Genomic DNA, 18,007 nt, shown 5'->3' on the forward strand with positions numbered 1-18,007 from the left:
TCAGCCGCATCAGCCGCACCGGCCGTTGAGGAGCACCATGACCACCGCTGCGTCCGCCAAGTCCCAGCAGCCCGAGTCCCGGGAGGCCGCGGGCGAAAGCCCGGAGCCCCAGGAGACCGAGGCCCTGCCCGAGCCGCGGGCCGGTGAGCCTCTGCCGGCGGCCGTCGGGGCGGGGGCGGCCGATACCGGCGAGGCGTATGCCGAGCTGATGCCGCAGACGCGGCGGGCGTTGCTGCACCGGCTGGCGGTCGGGCAAGCCGAGGGGCGGGCGCCGTCGATGATGGGCGCGGTCGTCCGAGAGGGGCGAGCGGTGTGGACGGGGGCCCGGACCTCGGTGCCGGGGGAGGTGCCGCACGCCGATGTGCAGTACCGGATCGGCTCCCTCACCAAGACCTTCGTCGCCGTGCTGGTGCTGCGGCTGCGGGATGAAGGGCTCCTGGGGTTGGCGGACCCGATCGGCCGCCACCTGGAGGGGACGCCGGTGCCGCAGGCGACGGTCGCTCAACTACTGGCGCACAGTTCGGGGCTGGCGGCGGAACCTCGGGGGCCGTGGTGGGAGCGGACCGTGGGTGAGCTGCGGCCCGAGCCGGCCGATCTCTTCGGCGAACGGCCGCAGCGCCTGCCGGCCGGACAGCGGCATCACTACTCCAATCCCGGCTATGCCCTGCTCGGTGCGCTCGTCGAACGACTGCGGGGCGGCGAGCCGTGGGGCGAGGTGCTGCGGCGAGAGGTGCTGGAGCCGCTGGGTATGGCGCGCACGGCGCTGCGGCCGCAGATGCCGCATGCGGGCGGCTGGGCGGTGCACCCGTGGGCCGATGCGATGCTGCCCGAACCGGCTCAGGACACCGGGCTGATGGGCCCGGCGGGCCAGCTGTGGTCCACGCTGGACGACCTGTGCCGGTGGGCGGCGTTTCTGCTGCGGGGCGATGAACGGGTGCTGAGCGCGTCGAGCCTGGCCGAGATGCGGGCCCCGGCGGTGCCGCCCGAGGGGGGCGGCTGGGAGGCGGGCTATGGCCTGGGGCTGCAGCTCGTACGGACACAGCCACGACGGACGGGCGGCGGCGCACCGGGCGGCCGCCTGCTGGCGGGGCACACGGGATCGATGCCCGGATTTCTCGCGGCCCTGTGGGTGGACGTCGAGGAAGACCTCGCCGCCATCGCACTGGCCAACTGCACCTCGGGGCCCGCGGTGGGCGCCATCACGGCCGATCTCCTGGAGATCGTGGCCGACCGCGAACCGCGGATTCCGGAGCCCTGGCGCCCGCTGGCCGGACCGCTCGACCACGATCTGCTGGCGCTGACCGGCCCCTGGTACTGGGGTGCGCGTCCCTTCGTGCTGCGGTTGACGGCGGAGCGCGGACTGGAGCTGGCGCCGCTGTCGGGGGCGGGCCGCGGCTCGCGTTTCCGGCCGGAGCCGGACGGCACCTGGACCGGTCTGGACGGCTACTACGCGGGCGAAACGCTGCGGGTGGTGCGGGAGTCGGACGGCTCGGTCAGCCATCTGGACCTGGGGACGTTCGTCTTTACCCGTGGACCGTACGAGCCCGCCGGGCCCGTACCGGGCGGGGTCGACGAGGAGGGCTGGCGAGTCTGAGCGGCACGGCGGGACCGGGCGGAGAGTCCAGGGCCGTTCGGCGGGGGTGTCAGGGGCGGACGTACAGTCGAGCGAGATACCAGGAGCCGCACCGGATCGCGCGGCTCGCTACCGCTGGAAGGCCCTGTGACTGCCGTGTCTGACCCGACCGCGAATTCCGCCGCCCCGGACCTGCTCGACCTGCCACCGCTCACCGCCGCCCACTTCGCGCGGATCGAGGACAAGGTTGCCGGGCTGATGGGCACCCGTTGCGATGTCGTGGCGATGCAGGGCGAGGCGCTGCTGCCCCTGGAGGCCTGCATTCGCTCGGCCGTACGGCCCGGCAGCACCGCGCTCAACATCATCACCGGCCCGTACGGCGAGACCTTCGGCGGCTGGCTGCGCTCCTGTGGCGCCGAGGTCGTCACCATCACCGCGCCGTTCACGGGCGCGGTCAGTCCCCAGCAGGTGGCGGACGCCCTGAACGAGCGCCCCGAGATCGACTTTGTGAGCCTGGTGCACGCCGAGGCGGCGACCGGCAACACCAACCCGGTCGCCGAGATCGGTGCCGTGGTGCGCGAGCACGGGGCGCTGCTGATGCTCGACGCGGTCGCCTCGGTCGGTGCCGAGCCGCTGCTCACCGATGAGTGGGGCGTGGACCTGTGTGTGATCGGAGGCCAGAAGGCGCTGGCTGGGCCGGCCGGGGTTTCCGTGGCGTCGGTCAGCCCTCGCGCCTGGGAGCGGATCGTGGCCAATGAGCAGGCGCCGCGGCGTTCGTACCTCTCGCTGCGGGACTGGAAGGAGCGCTGGATCGACGGCGGCCGCACCGCTCTGCCACACGCCCCGGCGCAGCTGGAGATGCTCGCTCTGGAGCAGGCCGTCGACCGTATCGAGGCGGAGGGCCTGGACGCGGTCATTGCGCGGCACCGTGCGTCGGCCGCGGCTGTCCGGGCGGGCGTACAGGCGCTGGGTGGTCCGGTGCCGTATGTCATCCGGGACGAGGACGCGGCGCCGGCCGCGACGACGCTGCGCGCGCCGGGGGACCTGGACGCCCGTGAGGTGGTGTCCGCCGCGCTCGCCGCCGATGGCTCGGTTCCGGTGCAGGCGGCTGCGGGCGCGCTGGCCAAGGAGATGATCCGGGTGAACCACTACGGCCGCGCCGCGGACCGGGGCGTGGTGCTGGCCTCGATCGCGGCGCTGGCCGTCGGGCTGCGGGCGCTGGGCACCGACGTGGACGAAGCTGCGGCCGCCGGCGCGGCCGGCGCGGCATGGGATGAGGCGATTGCCGCGCGCTGAGGGGAGCGGGGCGCCGCTGACGTCGGCCAGAGGCCGTCGGAGGCGGCGGATGGGGCCCTGTTTCACGTGAAACCGACGGTTTCACGTGAAACAGGGCCCTTTTGCTTTGGTCCGGGGTCGAGGCCGGCGCCAGGGCCGGGGCTGGGCCTCGCCCCGCGACCCGGCGTGCCCCTCCAGACCCCCCTTTCAGGTCCCTCATAGAATCGGAATGAAGGGCCCGGTTGAGGTCCGGCGCATGCTCGATGGTGGAGCCGGGCGATCTGAGGAGACTTGAGGATGACGGATGGCGGGTCGGCTCCGTCGCGCGCGGATGCCCGGCGCAATCGAGCTCTGGTGCTCCAGGCGGCCCGATCCGCCTTCGAGGAACGGGGGTTGGGCGTCCCGCTCGGCGAGATCGCACGCCGTGCCGGAGTGGGCGCGGGGACCGTGTACCGCCATTTCCCTTCCAAAGCAGCTCTGTTCAGGGCGTCGGTCGTGGACCGGATACAGCTCTTCACCGACACGGCAAGGGACTTGGCCGATGCCGAGGACCCGGGCGGGGTGTTCTTTCGCTTCCTGGCGTCGGTGGTGCGGCATGCCGCGCAGAACAACGCGCTCTGCGATGCGCTGGAGGCGGCGGGCACGGCGGAAACGGAGATGTTGCCGGGGCCCGAGCGGGACTTCGCGGAGGCCTTGGGCGTCCTCGTGGTACGCGCTCAACAGGCGGGCGCTGTAAGGCCGGACGTGGAATTGGGCGATGTCCGTGCGGTGCTGGTCGGGTGTATGGCGATGGAACGCCGACGGTCCGGTGTGGGGGCTTCGGCGGAGGCTCCCGGCCGGATGACGGCGCTGATGTGCGATGGGCTGCGGGCGAGCCGTACCGTAACGAAACTGCCGAAGAGGGCGGCTCGGCGTAACGAAACGCGGTGCGAGGTGTGTGACGAGCCGGTCGCGGCCGCCCCTACCGGCAGGCCCGCGCGCTACTGCGGTCCGGCCTGCCGGCAGAAGGCGCACCGGGCGCGAGCACGGGCACGGGAGCGTGCCGACCGCGCCCAGTAGCTCCGCGCCGTTCTCCAGCCCGGAGGCCCTCAGCCCGGAAGCCCTCAGCCCGGACACTGCTCAGAGCAGGAGCTTGAACCCCAGGTGAGAGGCCTCGAAGCCGAGGCGCTCATAGAAGCGGTGGGCATCGATACGGCTCGCGTCGGAGGTGAGCTGCACCAGCGCGCAGCCCCGTGCCCGGGACTCGTCGATCGCCCACTCGATGAGCCGGGTGCCGAGGCCGCCGCCCCGCTCGTCGGAGTGGATCCGTACGCCCTCGATGATCGAGCGGGCGGCGCCGCGCCGGGAGAGGCCCGGGATGACGGTGAGCTGGAGCGTGCCGATGGTACGGCTCTCGCGGACCGCGACGACCAGTTGCTGCTGGGGATCGGCGTCGATTGCCTCGTATGCGGCGCGGTACGGGGTCAGGTCGTCCGGCGACTCGCGGGCGGCGCCCAGCGGATCGTCGGCCAGCATCGCGATGATGGCGGGCAGGTCGGCCTCGGTCGCGCGGCGTATCTCGATATCGCTCATGGGCGCGACCTTATGCGGGCCCGCCGGGCGTCCGCCGCGGGCGTCCGCGTCATGCCGAGGACGGGAGCGTCTCGACGGCCGTGACCAGCGGCGCCAGCTCCGGGCGCTTCGCCGCGTCCTGGAGGGCCTCGCGCAGGGCGCTGTCGTGCGTCGGCCGGGCTTCTTCCAGGAGCACGAGGCCGTCCGGCGTGACGTTGGTGTAGATGCCCCGCCGGTCGTCCGGGCACAGATAGCGCTCCAGCAGTCCGCGCTCCTCGAGCCGGGTGACCAGCCGGGTGGTGGCGCTCTGGCTGAGTACGACGGCGTCCGCGACCTGGTGCATCCGCAGATGGCCACCCGGTCCGCTGTGCTGCTCGCTGAGCACATTGATGACGGAGAACTCACGGACGCTGAGGTCGTGCTTGGCCTGGAGCGCGCGCTCGATGTGCGACTCGATACGGCCGTGCAGGGCGGAGAGCGCGCACCAGCCCTGGGCGAGCCCGCCGCTGGGTGCCTCTGCGGCTGCCGCCTGCGGCGTCGCGTGCGTCTGCTGCGTCATCGGAGACCTCCTCGTGGGTCGTACGAACCAGGATAGGACACTTTCGAAATAGCCCGCGCTTGCAAGTAATCAGCGTCTGCAATTATTGTGGACGCCCGTAAGCGACGGACGCAATCATCTGAAGGGATCCGTCATGCCTCTCGCACTCCTGGCGCTCGCCATCGGCGCCTTTGGGATCGGAACGACCGAATTCGCGGTCATGGGCCTGTTGCCCGACATGGCGGCCGGCTTCGGTATCTCCATCCCGCTCGCCGGTTACGCGACCACCCTCTACGCCATGGGTGTGGTGGTCGGAGCGCCACTGATGACCGCGCTGGGCACGCGGTTCACCCGCAAGCAGATGCTGACGCTGCTGATGGGCCTGTTCATCGTGGGCAACCTGCTGACGGGCCTGGCCCCGAACTTCGGGATCATGCTGGCCGGACGGATCGTCGCGGCATTCACGCACGGCGCGTTCTTCGGCATCGGCGCCCTGGTGGCTGCCGACCTCGTCGCGCCGCAGAAGCGGGCCGCCGCCCTCTCGATGATGTTCAGCGGCCTCACCATCGCCAACGTCGTCGGCGTACCGGCCGGCACCATGCTCAGCCAGCAGTTCGACTGGCGGACGACGTTCTATGCCATCGCCGCGCTCGGCGTGCTCGCCCTGCTGGGCGTCGTCAAGCTCGTCCCCGCCCACCCGGCTAAGGCGGCCTCGCGCATCGGGAGCGAGCTCGCGGTCTTCCGTAACCCGCAGGTCGGCCTCGCGATGCTGATGACGGTCCTCGGCTTCGGCGGCGTCTTCGCGGCCGTCACCTACCTCGCCTCGATGATGACCGAGGTCACCGGCTTCGCCCCGTCCTCCGTCATCCTGCTGACGGCGGTCTTCGGCGTCGGCATGGTGGGCGGAAACCTGATCTCCGGCCGCTTCACCGACCGCGCGATGATGCCGATGCTGTACATCGCGCTGACGGGGCTGGCGCTGGTGCTGGCCGCATTCACCTTCACCGCGCACAACAAGGTGGCCGCCACCGTCACCGTCGCGCTGATCGGCTTCTTCGGCTTCGCGACCGTACCGCCGCTGCAGAAGCGGGTGATGGACCAGGCCGCCTCCGCCCCCACCCTCGCCTCGGCGGGCAATATCGCCGCCTTCAACTTCGGCAACGCGCTGGCCGCTTGGCTCGGCGGGATCGTCATCTCGGCCGGACTCGGCTTCACCGCACCCAACTGGGTCGGCGCGCTGATGACCGTGGCGGCGCTCGGTGTGGCGGTCTTCGCCTCCGCGCTGGAGCGGCGTACGGGGCGTCGTAGCCAGGTGGTGGCCGGCGGCGCGCCCACCGCGGTCGCCGACCGGCCGATGGCCGACCAGGCCGTGTGACCGACGAGATCGACCAGCCGACGAGGCCGATCTAAAGGGCATTCAGGTCATGAGTTACCTGAGCGACTCAAGGTACTTACCCCACTCAAACCACTTAGCTCGCTTAACTCCCCAAACACGCTAATGGGCCCATAGCCCCCTCGTGCGCAGGAAGCGCCACGCCACCGCACCCCTTCAAGGAGCACCACCCATGAGCACCACCACCCCCACCCCCACCGTCCGTCCCCTCACCACCCGCGACGCCGAGGCGCTCATCGAGGCCGCCGTACGGGCCGCCGACGGCCTCGGCGTACAGGGCAGCGTCACCGTGCTGGACGCGGGCGGCCACCTTCTCGGCTTCCGGCGGGACGACCGGGCGGTGCTGATCTCCGGGGAGACCAGCACCCGCAAGGCGTACACCGCGCTCCAGCTGGACACGCCGACCGCCGACCTCGTGGATCTCGTACGTCCCGACGGGCTTTTTCACACACTGCCCACCGCCCTGGACCGGCCGCTGCTCTTCATCGCTGGCGGGGTGCCGCTCCACCGGGACGGCCGGCTGATCGGCGCAATCGGCGTCGGCGGCGGCGCCCCGGAGCAGGACCACCGGATCGCTGTTGCGGCGACGGCGGAGGCAGCGCTCGCCTGAGGACCGGGGCTCCGCTAGGCCGACTGCGCCCGGCGGCGCAGTCGGCCGCCGCGTTCGGCCCGCCCCCAGGGCTTGAGCACCGAGATGGCGGTGATGAAGACGTACGTGGCCGTGGCGACCGACGGCGCGACGAGGAGGCCGATGTCGGGCGTCGGGGTGCCCGCGGCGGCCTGCGCCGCAAGGTGGTCGATGCCCGGCCGGAGGGAGAACACCGACAGCAGCACGGTGATGAGGGTCAGCCAGAACTTGACATGGACCCAGCGGTGCCGGACCAGCCCCCATGGCGTACCCAGCGCCAGCACCAGGCCGCTGACCAGGGCAATCAGTGCGACTGGCAGGACCAGCCAGTCGCTGAAGATCTTCATCGCGCGGTAGGCGACCACGGCCATATCGGGGGAGGCGGTGGTGTAACCGGTGATGCTCAGGGCGAGCAGCCCGAGCGTGAGCCCGAGCCAGCCGACGGAGACGGCGACATGGACGACGAGGAGAGCCCGGCGGACGGGGCGGCTGAGCTGTGGCATGCCCTCCACCGTGCCGGGCGGGGCCGCGCGCCACATCTGACGGCGGGAGTATCCCCGCGTACCCGGCGTTGAGTACGGCGAGCACGGCCGTACCCGTACCCGAACCCCAACCCGCGCCCGTCCCGGTGCGCGGTGAACCCGGCCGTTGCAGGGGTGCGGCGCCGACGTACCCTCCCACGCATGACCAAGCTGCATCTGTTCGACATGGACGGAACCCTGCTGTACGGGTCCGCGGCCGCCGTCGAGATTTCCCGGCAGCTCGGGCTGGACCGGGAGATTGCCGAGTTGGAGCGCGGCTTCTTGGCGGGCGGGCTGGCGCCGGCGCGGTTCGCGCAGCTGGCGGCCGATCTCTGGGCCGCCGAGCTGACCGAATCTCACCTCGCGGCGGCATTCGACAATGCGCCCTGGCTGGCCGGGATCCGGGAGGTCTGGGCGGACATCCGTGCACGGGGCGAACGGTGCGCGGTGATTTCCCTGTCCCCGGACTTCTTCGTCGAGCGGCTGCTGCCCTGGGGCGTCGATGCGGCGCGTGGTTCGCGCTGGCCCGCGGTGCCGATCCGTCAGCCCGTGGAGCCGGCCGGCATCCTCACCACGGCGGCGAAGGTGCGGATCGCGGATGAACTCTGTGCGGAGTACGGGTTGACCCGTGCCGACTGCGTGGCATACGGCGATTCGATGTCCGACACCGACCTGTTCGCGGCGGTTCCGGTATCGGTGGCCGTGAATGCGGACCACCATGTCAGTGACGTCGCCTCATATGCGTATGTGGGGCGTGATCTTCGCGACGCATACGAACTGGTGCGTACTGGCGAGTAATTCCGAGCTTTCCGTGGCGGCATTCGTCCGTGGTATGTGCGGAAAATGCACTCTGTGGGGAGTCTCACTGTTATCGAGCGGGGCGCGCCGAGTGTTCCCAGATCGGGTCTTGTGGTTTCAACCGGTGCCGGTATGGTCGAGTCCGGCTTGGCGGGGGTGAGGTCTTCCGTGGGCCCCCGAGGGGCGTGCAAGCCCGCCAGCCTACCGGTGAAGCGGCCCGCGACGACCGAACTTCCGGCTATTTGTCCGTTGTGCTGAGCCGGGGTGGCATGCTCCTCGGACGGTATCCGCATCGACTGCTGCAGGGAAGTGAGATTGTCCGCTTTGGAGGATGTTGCCGGAATAGCTTGACTGATGAAGAATTCCGGGGCAGGGCGGGGGAATTCCGGGCAGTTCCGATCAACGGAAGTGCGAAGACAACCGAAAGACGTTCGAGGCGAGGCAAACCATGGACGCTCCGACCACCACATCGGCCGACAACGGCTCTTCTGGCGGCAGCAGTGGCGATTGGGGTTGGTTCACTCCGCCGTCGAAGAAGTCCCCCGAAGAACCGCGGGACCGGCAGCACCGTCCGGACGGCCAGGACGCTCACGGAACGCAGGGCGATACCGATGGCCAGGAGCAGGACGGCCAGATACCCAGCCGGCCGGTCAACCCGATCAGACCGGTAGGCACCGCCGCCGAGCGTGAGCGCGTACCGGAGCCCCGGGCAGAGTCCCCGTCGCGACCGGAGCCCCAGCCGCTCCAGGCGGCCCAGCCGTTCCGCGAGGCACCGCCACGCCAGGAGCCGCAGTCGTATCAGCAGCCGCGTCCTTACCGTGAGCCCGAGCCGGTACACGAGTCGGTGCACACCACACGCGCCGCAGCGGAACCGGCCGCCGCGCCCGCCCCCCGCTCCTTCTTCACTCCCCCGGAGCGCCAGGCGGAGCGTCAGGCGCCACACCAGACCGAGCGGCAGGCGGAAGGCCAGGACCCCGCGCCCCGCCCCGCCGCGGAGCCCACCCTCAGCGCGGTGGAAGCGGCCGCCTCCACCGAACCTCCCGCCTCCCCCGACGCGATTCTCATCCGTCGCACCATGGCGGAGATCGAGCCCGTCGCCGACAAGGTGACCTCGTATTTCTATGCGCTGCTCTTCGTCCAGCATCCCGATCTGCGGGCGCTGTTCCCCGCCTCGATGGACACCCAGCGCGACCGGCTGTTCAAGGCGCTGCTCACCGCCGCCAAGCACGTCGACGATGCCGACATCCTCACCGAGTACCTCTCGCACCTCGGCCGCGGCCACCGTAAATACGGCACCCTGCCCGACCACTACCCCGCGGTCGGCGAATGCCTGCTCAACGCGCTCTCGCGGTATGCGACGTCCAGCTGGAGCGAGGAGACCGAGGCCGCGTGGGTGCGTGCGTACACCGCGATCTCGCAGATCATGATCGACGCGGCCGCCGAGAACGAGGCGGTCGCCCCAGCCTGGTGGCAGGCCGAGGTCGTCTCGCACGAGCTGCGGACGCCGGACACCGCCGTGGTGACGGTCCGCCCCGACCAGCCGTACCCGTTCCTCGCCGGGCAGTACACGAGCCTGGAAACCCCTTGGTGGCCCCGGGTCTGGCGGCATTACTCCTTCGCCTCCGCGCCCCGCTCCGACGGTCTGCTCTCGTTCCATGTGAAGGCGGTCCCGGCGGGCTGGGTATCCAACGCGATGGTGCACCGCGCCCGTCCCGGTGACGTCATCCGCCTCGGCGCCCCGGGCGGCTCGATGACCGTCGACCACTCCACCAGCAACGGCCTGCTCTGCGTCGGCGGCGGCACCGGCATCGCGCCCATCAAGGCGATGATCGAGGACGTCGCCCAGCGCGGCAGCCGACGCCCCGTCGAGGTCTTCTACGGCGCCCGCAGCGATCACGGCCTCTACGACCTCGACACCATGCTGCGCCTGGAGCAGAGCCACCCCTGGCTCTCGGTGCGCCCGGTGGTCGCCACCGGGTCGGTGCGCGGCGCATCGAACGGCGTCACCGGGCAACTCCCGGACGCCGTCCGCCAACACGGTCCGTTCCGGGAATACGACGCCTACCTGTCCGGGCCGCCCGGCCTGATCCGCAGCGGCGTGGAAGCGCTGCGAGGGGTCGGCATTTCGTCCGACCGCATACGGCATGACTCCATAGAAGAGCTGGTCTCGGCGGGAGATTGAGGTCTTGGCAGCACAGGGCGATTTCGGTCGGGGCGACTACGGTTCCACGGGGGACGAACGGGGCATGCGGAGGCAGCGCCCTGGGAGTGACGGCGAGCACTTGGTGCAGCAGAGACTCGGGACGACCGAGCGCGCCGACCGCTTCTACGGGGACCAGGTCCTGGACCATCTCAACGACCGGATGCGGGAGTTCGTGGCCCGGCAGGAAATGTTCTTCCTGGCCACGGCCGACCGGCACGGCGAATGCGACTCCACCTTCCGCGCCGGACCGCCCGGATTCATCCAGGTGCTGGACGAGCGGACGCTGGCCTACCCGGAATACCGGGGCAACGGCGTCATGGCGTCCATCGGCAACATTTCGGAGAATCCGCAGCTGGGCATCCTGATGATCGATTTCACCCGGGACCGTATCGGGCTCCACGTCAACGGCCGGGCGCGGGTGGTCCTGGATGACGAGATGCGGGCCGCCTGTCCGGATCTGCCGGTGGACCCGATACCCGGGCGGCGCGCGCAGCTGTGGGTGACGGTCGCGGTGGAAGAGGCGTACATCCACTGCGCCAAGCACATCCCGCATCTGCAGAAGGTCCCGGCACAGGCGCGCGGGGCGCGGGCCTGGGGCACGGACGACTTCCGACGCAAGGGCGGCGACTTCTTCGGCGCCGCGGCCGAGGCGGCGGAGCGCCCGCCGTTCCAGCGCGAGGAGCACAAGAACCAGCATCTGCGGGGTGGCCTGCACGAGGACACGTACGAGCGGCACGCGGACGTCCCCGAGCGGCGGGGCGCTTCGTCGCCGGCCGTCGGGCCCCTGCGGTCCAGCTTTGCGGAGCAGCTGAACGAGGAGTTCCTCGACCGGGTAGAGCAGGTGCTGGCGCGGGCGCAGCCGCGGCGGCCCGCGGAGGACGACCCCGAATTCCGTGGGTGGTTCGCGTGAGCGCGCGGCCGGCTTGACCACGGGCCCCTGCCCGGCATCTGTCCGACACTCTCCGCGGGGGTCGACGACGGTCCGTAGCCGGTGCCTTGCCGCCCCGACCGGGGCGTTGACCCCGACCGGACGTTGACCTCGACCGGACGTCGGCCTCAGCCGAGGTCCGGCGCGTGCATCGCCCGTACGCCCTCGATGTTGCCGTCGAGATAGTGCCGCAGCGACAGCGGTACGACCTCGACGGAGGCGATCCCCACCCGGGTGAAGGGCACCCGCACGATCTCGTAATCCCCGCACGGCTCCTCGACTTCGGGGCCGTGCCGGCGTGCGGGATCCATCGAGTCCAGCCGGCAGACGAAGAAGTGCTGCACCTTCACCCCGTCCACGCCGCCGTCGCTGAAGTGCTCGACGGTGTCGACGAAGACCGGCACCACGTCTTTGACCTTGGCGCCCAGCTCTTCGTCCAGCTCGCGGTGGAGGGCGTCGATGACGGTGGCGTCCTCGGGCTCCACGCCGCCGCCCGGAGTGATCCAGTACGGGGCCCGGCCCGGCTTGGTGCGCTTGATCAGAACGAGATCCGCGCCGTCGAGCAGAATCGCGCGGGCGGTGCGTTTGACGACTGGCCGTACGGTCATAGGGGACAGATGCCGCAGTCATGGGCCGGCGAAACCCGCGTCCTTGGACGCGGGTTTCGCCGACCCTCCCCGACACGCTCGCCCGGTGCCCTCGCGGACGTCCCTCACCGGCGCCTCACGGCCGTGTCCCGCGCTTGTGCCCTCCCCGCAGCGGCGCGTTTTCCCCGCTCACCACCCCACCGCCGTCCGCAGCAGCCACTCATGCGTCCGCGCGATATGCGGCAGGCCGAGCGTTCCGGTCCGTACGGCGAGGAAATACGTGCGCAGTGGGGGCACCGGAGGGTCCAGTAGGGCGACGACCTCGCCGCTGTCCAGCGCGTGGGCGCACAGATAGCGCGGCAGTACCGCGAGCCCCGCGCCCGCCGCGACGCAGCCCAGTACCGCGCGGAGGTCGGCCGCGACGACGGCGGCGGAGGCCGCGGGCTTGGCGTCGAAGACCGTCGACCAGTAGCGGGTGATCAGCGGAAGGCTCTCATGCACCTCGACAAGCGGTACGGGGTCCAGCGCGTGCACGCCCCTGGCCTGGAGGGTCGCCGGGCCGCCCAGTTCGGCCGCCCAGCCCGGCGCGGCGACCAGCACATGTTCCTCGTCGCACAGGGGTGTCGAGGTCAGCAGGCCGCCGCGCGGGCGGACGGCCGTCACGGTCAGATCGTGGTGGCCGTCGGCGAGGCCGGCCAGCAGCTTCTCAGCCGGGCCGAACGCGGCGCGTATGGAGAGGCCCTCAGCGATGAGCGGTGCGAGCGCGGGCAGCGCGCGTTCCGCGGTGAACTCCGGTGGCCCCGCGAGATGCACGGTGCGGGTGACGGAATCCGCATCCAGACCGGTCTCGGCGATCTCGGTGAGCGCATCGAGGTGCGGGGCCACTTTGTGGGCGAGTTCATCGCCGAGGGTGGTGGCGGTGACGCCGCGGGCAGTGCGCAGGAAGAGGGGCCGGCCCAACTGGCGTTCCAGCGCCTGGATCTGGCTGGTCACGGCGGGCTGGGAGAGGCCGAGCAGCGCCGCGGCGCGGGTGAGGGAACCGGCCCGGTGCACCGTGACGAAGGTACGCAGCAGAGTCAGATCCATCGCGTACCTCCCGCGCCCCTCGGAAGCCTGTTCGCGGGTCAACTATAAATTTGGCGATAGGGATGTGTCGCTGGTGTGATTGGACACTGACGCTCAGTCAACTAGCCTTGTGAAAACGGGTAGTTTCACGTGAAACACCGGGACTGTTGGTTTCACGTGAAACACCGCGGCCGGCAGGGTGACGAGGGGGGATATCCTGCCGGCCAATTCCGTCGTTCGGCTGCTGTCCGCCGTCAGTCGACCTTCTGCGCCGCGTCCAGTGCCCGTACGATGTCCGTGACCAGGTCTTCCGGCTCCTCGATGCCGACCGAGAAGCGGATGAACCCCTCGGGCACGGCGTCGCCGCCCCAGCGGGCCCGGCGCTCGGCGGTGGACCGTACGCCGCCGAAGCTCGTTGCGTCGTCCACCAAGGTCAGCGCGGCCAGGAACCGCTCCGCATGCGCCTTGTCAGGCAGGGTGAAGGACACCACGGAGCCGAAACGGCCAGGGCGCATCTGCGCTGCGGCCAGCGCATGGGACGGGTCGGAGGGCAGGCCGGGGTGGCGCAGGCCGGTGATCTCGGGGCGGGCGGCCAATGCCTCGGCGAGCACCAGCGCACCGGCCGCCTGCTGGCGGACGCGTAGCGCGAGGGTGGCGAGCGAACGATGGGCGAGCCAGCTCTCCATCGGGCCGGGGATCGCGCCGACCGTCTTGCGCCACAGCCGTACGCCATCGGCCAGCGCGGCGTCGCGGGTGCTGGCATACCCGAGCAGGACGTCACCGTGGCCGGTCAGCGCCTTGGTACCGCTGGCGACCGAGAAGTCGGCGCCGAGATCCAGGGGGCGCTGACCGAGGGGAGTGGCCAGGGTGTTGTCGACGGCGACCAGGGCGCCGCGGGCGTGCGCGGCGTCGGCCAGTCGCCGGATGTCGCAGACGTCGAGGCCGGGGTTGGAGGGCGTCTCGATCCACAGCAGCCGCGCGCCGTCCAGCACGTCGAGCTGCGCATCGCCCGTGGTCGGTGCGGTACGGACCTCGATGCCGTAGCTCTCCAGGCGGTCGCGGACGGCGGGCAGCAGCTGGTAGCCGTCGTTGGGCAGCACCACCGTGTCGCCGGTCCGCAGTTGGGAGAAGAGGACGGCGGTGATCGCTGCCATGCCGGAGGCGAAGGTGATGGTGTGCGCGGGCTCTTCCGGCGATTCGAGTTCGCCGATGGCCTGTTCCAGGCGCGACCAGGTCGGGTTGGCCTCGCGGCCGTAGGTGTAGGGGCCGGTGGCATCGCCGGGGAGATGGAAATGGGCCGCGAAAACCGGACCAGGCAGTGATGGCTCGTAGGCCGCGGGCTCCGGAAGCCCGGCCCGTACGACGCGCGTGCCGTCGCCCGTCATGCGTTCTCCTTCGTCCCTGAGGGGGTGCTGAGTGGGGCTGGGCCGTCCGCTGCGCCGGTGGTGACGGCGGCGCGGACCGCGTCCAGGAGGCCGTCGCCGGCCTTCTCGATCATTTCCAGGCACTCCTCAAAGCCTTCGAATCCCCCGTAGTACGGGTCCGGCACATCGAGGCCGGACTCCCCGACGGGCTCCCCGACGGGCGCCGCGTCGGCCGCGTAGGAGCGCAGCAGACGGACCTTGGCGGCGTCCTGCGGGGTGGGGGCCAGCCGGCGCAGCTCGCGCAGGTGGCCGGAGTCGAGCGCGATGACCAGATCGCGGTCGGCGAACCAGGAGGCGTGGAACTGCCGGGCGGAGTGGGCGGATTCGTAGCCGCCCGCGCGCAGTACGGCGACCGTGCGCGGGTCGGCTCCGTCGCCCTCGTGCCAGCCGCCGGTGCCCGCACTGTCGACCTCGACCAGGCCGCCGAGCCCTTCCTCCGCGATACGGGAGCGGAAGACGGACTCCGCCATCGGCGAGCGGCATATGTTGCCGGTGCAGACGAAACAGATGCGGAAGACGCGGTTCACGAGGGTCAGTCCTTGTCGGGGCGGTCGGGGCGGTCGGGGCGGACAGTGCGGTCGGGGGCGTCCTCCGAGCGTTCGGTCGCCGGCCGAGTGTTGGCCGGTTGTTGGCCCGGGGAGCCTGGGGCAGTCAGTCGTCCTCGGGAAGGATCATGTGCATCGCCCAGGAGACGATGGAGACGATCACGCCGCCGAGCACCGCGGTCCAGAAGCCGTTCACGTGGAAGGCCAGATCGAATTTGCCGGCGACGAAGGACGTCAGCAGCAGCATGAGCGCATTGACGACCAGGGTGATCAGGCCGAGCGTGAGAATGAACAGAGGCAGGGACAGCAGCTTCACCACCGGCTTGACGATGAAGTTGACCAGGCCGAAGATCAGCGCGACGAGGACCAGCGTGAGTATCTTGCGGCCGGTGTTGTCGCCGGTGAGCGTGATGTCCTTGAGCAGCCAGATGGCCACGGCAAGCGCCGCGGCGTTGGCGATCGTCTTGACCAGAAAATGCTTCATGGTGAGATCGTCGCAGACGACTCTGAAAACCTTGAGGGGTGCGAACGGCATGAAGGCCTTCAGACTGGACGAGCTGGAAGCGGAGCGGGCCGCACACGACGGCGCGTATCTGCAGTTCCTCCAGGAGCGCAACATGTCCGTCGGCTTGTACGCGCTGGATGCCGGCAGCGTTGATCCCCAGCAGCCGCATGACCAGGACGAGGTGTATCTGGTGGTCAGCGGCCGGGGAGCGATCACCGTTGGGACGGAGACGCAGTCGGTGGCGCGCGGCAGCGTGGTCTACGTGCCAGCCGGAATGCCCCATAAGTTCCACCACATCAGCGAGGACCTACGGGTGCTGGTGGTCTTTTCTCCACCTGAGAGCTGAGGGCCGGACCCTCGAACCCGTAAGGGTCGGTTCAGGGGAGAACCGGGGCTGCGAAGCCCCCGCGGCCTCTTTCGGCGACCTAGCATCGGTGGTGAAGGGGGACCGGAGACGCGACACGGCAGATGCGACGTGTGCGGACGGTGCCATGGACGCGACAGACCGATGCGACAGACCGAGAGAAAGCAGGGCAGAGCAGTGGCTGGTAAGGGGATATTCGCAGGGCTTCCGTGGTGGGTCACCTGGGTTGTGCTGCCCGTCATCCTGATCGTGGTGTTCGGCGGACTGATCGCCACGGCGGTCGGCTTCCTGGTCGGCCTGCTGTTCAAGGTTCTGGTAGCGGCGGCCCTGATCGCCGGAGTCATCTATCTCGTGCGCAGGTTCACCGGATCCTCGTCGTCCTCGTCGAAGGGCGACTGGTAGACAGCCGGCGACCGGCCACGGGTCAGCTCTCACTGATCCGGCCGGCACCGTCCGATCGCCGTGCGATCTCCGTTTGAATCCCCGTCCGACGATGCCCCGCTCCGGCCCCGGAGCGGGGCATCGTTCGTTCACCGGAGGCACGCGCAGCATCACGTCACGCCATAACCGGCCATGACGTGCGCCAGGTGGGTTAACTCATCGTCTTTCGCCGTGCGGTCCGGACCGCCCCGGCTAGAGTGCGGATCGCAGTCGTCTTCCGGATCGTGACATTCCGGAAAGCAGTGGGTCCTGGGGGGTTGGCCTTGGCGATCGGGAACGGCGAATCCGCTGCTCACCCCACATTGATCGGATCGGTGCAGCGCGCGCTCCGGCTCTTGGAGGCGGTCGGCGAGCATGCCGGCGGGGCGCCCGCCAAGCAGCTCGCCAGAGAGGCCGGGCTGCCGCTTCCGACGACGTACCACCTGCTGCGGACCCTGACGCACGAGGGCTATCTGCGGCGGGAGAGCGGCGTCTTCGTCCTGGGCGAGGCCGCCGAGGCCATCGGACAGGCGGGGGCGCGGCGTCGGCAGCGCACTCGTATCTCCGAGGCGCTGGCCCTGGCGGGCCGGGAGCTGGGAGCCGCCGTCTACTTCGGCGTTTACCGCGAGGGCGAGGTGGAGGTGGTGGCCGTCACCGATGATCCGGAACGCCCGCCGGTCGAGGAGTGGGTGGACTTCCGTACCACCGCACACGCCCATGCGATCGGCCAGTGTCTGCTGGCGCAGCTCGACGACGCGACCAGGAAGGAGCATCTGGCGCGCCATCCCGTCCAGTCCGTCACCCCGTTCTCCGTGCGGACCGAGGACGATTTGCTGCACCGCCTGGACACGGTGCGTCGTTGTCACGCCGCATATGAGCAACAGGAATATGCCCTGGGCACCGTGTGCTCCGCCATCCCCATCCAAGTCGGTTCGGCCGCCGCGGCGCTCGCGCTCTCTCTTCCGGTCGACGAACAGCATCGATTGCGTACCGTCACAGAACAACTACGAAAAATGGCGGAGGTGACGCTAACGACACTCGCGTTCTCTATCAGTATCTGAAAACTCACTCCTTGTGATCTGCTGGTGCCTGGCAGACGATGGCGTCAATAGGGCTGCGGGGGATGATTCCCGGCCATCTCCGATCAATTGCGGGGCAGTGGTTGATGACCGACACAGTTCAGGCAGAAGTGATCATGAGCTTTCTCGTTTCGGAGGAGCTCGCGTTCCGGATCCCGGTACAGCTGGAATTCGACATCGCCGATCCGCTTGCCGTCCGTTTCACCTTTGATCTTCCCGGCGATATGCCCGTGACCTGGGTGTTCAGCCGTGAGCTGCTGCTGGATGGACTGAGCCGGCCCGCCGGCGAGGGGGATGTGCACGTCGAGCCGTCGTCTCCGGAGCGCCTGGGCGATGTCTTCATCAGCCTCCAAGTAGGCACCGAGCGAGCCCTGTTCCGGGCCGGCGCACCCCCGCTGGTCGCCTTCCTGGACCGCACCGACCGGCTGGTCCCGCTCGGCGAGGAAGAGGTGTGCGACACCCTGGAGGCCGTACTGGACCGGATCCTCACGGAGGCGCCGGCAGGCTGATCTCGGGCGGCCCGCCCGCCGGTCCCCCACCCGTCACCGCCCTCCGTATTACCGACCGCCGCCCGCAGTACCGCCTGCCGCACTCACCGCTCGTGGCAGTC

At 70.2% G+C, this 18,007-nt stretch carries 20 protein-coding genes and 1 pseudogene; 13 read left to right on the forward strand and 8 right to left on the reverse strand.

The window, feature by feature from the left end:
• The first annotated feature begins 208 nt into the window (after nt 1-208).
• From AC5677_RS19740 to AC5677_RS19755, 4 genes and pseudogenes are all read left to right on the forward strand, one after another.
• Entirely contained in the window at nt 209-1,594 is a 1,386-nt protein-coding gene (locus tag AC5677_RS19740; RefSeq protein WP_497196687.1) for a serine hydrolase domain-containing protein, read from the forward strand.
• 135 nt (nt 1,595-1,729) lie between these two features.
• The gene (locus AC5677_RS19745; protein WP_497196329.1) at nt 1,730-2,869 is read left to right on the forward strand and encodes a pyridoxal-phosphate-dependent aminotransferase family protein; all 1,140 of its coding nucleotides are present in this window, start codon (nt 1,730-1,732) and stop codon (nt 2,867-2,869) included.
• Nucleotides 2,870-3,145: 276 nt separating this feature from the next.
• Nucleotides 3,146-3,325, forward strand: a pseudogene (locus tag AC5677_RS19750) (helix-turn-helix domain-containing protein); the annotation flags it as partial.
• An 18-nt stretch (nt 3,326-3,343) separates the two neighbouring features.
• Complete coding sequence (locus AC5677_RS19755; RefSeq protein ID WP_497196688.1) at nt 3,344-3,907, forward strand: SbtR family transcriptional regulator; 564 nt, start codon at nt 3,344-3,346, stop codon at nt 3,905-3,907.
• Nucleotides 3,908-3,967: 60 nt separating this feature from the next.
• Here AC5677_RS19755 and AC5677_RS19760 read toward each other — a convergent pair whose 3' ends face one another.
• Nucleotides 3,968-4,420 (reverse strand): GNAT family N-acetyltransferase, encoded by a 453-nt coding sequence (locus AC5677_RS19760; RefSeq protein WP_497196330.1) that lies wholly within the window; start codon nt 4,418-4,420, stop codon nt 3,968-3,970.
• A 49-nt stretch (nt 4,421-4,469) separates the two neighbouring features.
• Nucleotides 4,470-4,958, reverse strand: coding sequence for a MarR family winged helix-turn-helix transcriptional regulator (locus tag AC5677_RS19765; protein WP_497196331.1), 489 nt, complete (start codon nt 4,956-4,958; stop codon nt 4,470-4,472).
• Between the two features lie 133 nt (nt 4,959-5,091).
• Here AC5677_RS19765 and AC5677_RS19770 point away from each other — a divergent pair, with 133 nt between their 5' ends.
• Nucleotides 5,092-6,312 (forward strand): MFS transporter, encoded by a 1,221-nt coding sequence (locus AC5677_RS19770; protein ID WP_497196332.1) that lies wholly within the window; start codon nt 5,092-5,094, stop codon nt 6,310-6,312.
• A gap of 190 nt (nt 6,313-6,502) precedes the next feature.
• Nucleotides 6,503-6,940, forward strand: coding sequence for a GlcG/HbpS family heme-binding protein (locus AC5677_RS19775; RefSeq protein ID WP_497196333.1), 438 nt, complete (start codon nt 6,503-6,505; stop codon nt 6,938-6,940).
• A gap of 14 nt (nt 6,941-6,954) precedes the next feature.
• Here the strand turns inward: AC5677_RS19775 and AC5677_RS19780 are convergent, their stop codons facing one another.
• A complete protein-coding gene (locus AC5677_RS19780; RefSeq protein ID WP_497196334.1) occupies nt 6,955-7,461 on the reverse strand; it encodes a DUF2269 domain-containing protein in 507 nt (168 codons plus the stop codon).
• Nucleotides 7,462-7,641: 180 nt separating this feature from the next.
• Here AC5677_RS19780 and AC5677_RS19785 point away from each other — a divergent pair, with 180 nt between their 5' ends.
• The 3 genes from AC5677_RS19785 to AC5677_RS19795 all read left to right on the forward strand — a co-directional run bounded on the left by AC5677_RS19785 (nt 7,642) and on the right by AC5677_RS19795 (nt 11,390).
• Nucleotides 7,642-8,277, forward strand: coding sequence for an HAD family hydrolase (locus AC5677_RS19785; RefSeq protein ID WP_497196335.1), 636 nt, complete (start codon nt 7,642-7,644; stop codon nt 8,275-8,277).
• 448 nt (nt 8,278-8,725) lie between these two features.
• Nucleotides 8,726-10,459: a globin domain-containing protein gene (locus tag AC5677_RS19790; protein ID WP_497196336.1), complete on the forward strand. Its 1,734-nt coding sequence runs from the start codon at nt 8,726-8,728 to the stop codon at nt 10,457-10,459.
• Between the two features lie 103 nt (nt 10,460-10,562).
• Nucleotides 10,563-11,390: a pyridoxamine 5'-phosphate oxidase family protein gene (locus AC5677_RS19795; protein WP_497196689.1), complete on the forward strand. Its 828-nt coding sequence runs from the start codon at nt 10,563-10,565 to the stop codon at nt 11,388-11,390.
• A gap of 146 nt (nt 11,391-11,536) precedes the next feature.
• On the opposite strand, the gene AC5677_RS19800 is transcribed toward AC5677_RS19795, so the two are convergent.
• From AC5677_RS19800 to AC5677_RS19820, 5 genes are all read right to left on the reverse strand, one after another.
• Nucleotides 11,537-12,016, reverse strand: a complete 480-nt coding sequence (locus tag AC5677_RS19800; protein ID WP_497196337.1) for an NUDIX domain-containing protein — start codon at nt 12,014-12,016, stop codon at nt 11,537-11,539.
• A 168-nt stretch (nt 12,017-12,184) separates the two neighbouring features.
• Entirely contained in the window at nt 12,185-13,081 is an 897-nt protein-coding gene (locus tag AC5677_RS19805) for a LysR family transcriptional regulator (protein WP_497196338.1), read from the reverse strand.
• 233 nt (nt 13,082-13,314) lie between these two features.
• A complete protein-coding gene (locus AC5677_RS19810) occupies nt 13,315-14,445 on the reverse strand; it encodes a cystathionine gamma-lyase (RefSeq protein ID WP_497196339.1) in 1,131 nt (376 codons plus the stop codon).
• On the reverse strand, nt 14,442-14,954 hold the full coding sequence (locus AC5677_RS19815; RefSeq protein ID WP_497196690.1) for a low molecular weight protein-tyrosine-phosphatase: 513 nt from the start codon (nt 14,952-14,954) through the stop codon (nt 14,442-14,444). Before AC5677_RS19815 ends, AC5677_RS19810 begins: the two co-directional genes overlap by 4 nt.
• Nucleotides 14,955-15,135: 181 nt before the next feature.
• Nucleotides 15,136-15,513, reverse strand: a complete 378-nt coding sequence (locus AC5677_RS19820; protein WP_497196340.1) for a phage holin family protein — start codon at nt 15,511-15,513, stop codon at nt 15,136-15,138.
• Between the two features lie 49 nt (nt 15,514-15,562).
• On the opposite strand from AC5677_RS19820, the gene AC5677_RS19825 reads away from it, so the two are divergent.
• The 4 genes from AC5677_RS19825 to AC5677_RS19840 all read left to right on the forward strand — a co-directional run bounded on the left by AC5677_RS19825 (nt 15,563) and on the right by AC5677_RS19840 (nt 17,906).
• Nucleotides 15,563-15,880: a cupin domain-containing protein gene (locus AC5677_RS19825; protein WP_497196341.1), complete on the forward strand. Its 318-nt coding sequence runs from the start codon at nt 15,563-15,565 to the stop codon at nt 15,878-15,880.
• Nucleotides 15,881-16,075: 195 nt separating this feature from the next.
• Nucleotides 16,076-16,300, forward strand: coding sequence for a DUF5326 family protein (locus AC5677_RS19830; protein ID WP_497196691.1), 225 nt, complete (start codon nt 16,076-16,078; stop codon nt 16,298-16,300).
• 308 nt (nt 16,301-16,608) lie between these two features.
• Entirely contained in the window at nt 16,609-17,379 is a 771-nt protein-coding gene (locus AC5677_RS19835) for an IclR family transcriptional regulator (RefSeq protein WP_497196692.1), read from the forward strand.
• A 104-nt stretch (nt 17,380-17,483) separates the two neighbouring features.
• Complete coding sequence (locus AC5677_RS19840; protein WP_497196342.1) at nt 17,484-17,906, forward strand: SsgA family sporulation/cell division regulator; 423 nt, start codon at nt 17,484-17,486, stop codon at nt 17,904-17,906.
• Nucleotides 17,907-18,007: the final 101 nt, after the last annotated feature.

It is taken from the genome of Streptomyces sp. JLSY215, assembly GCF_059682825.1.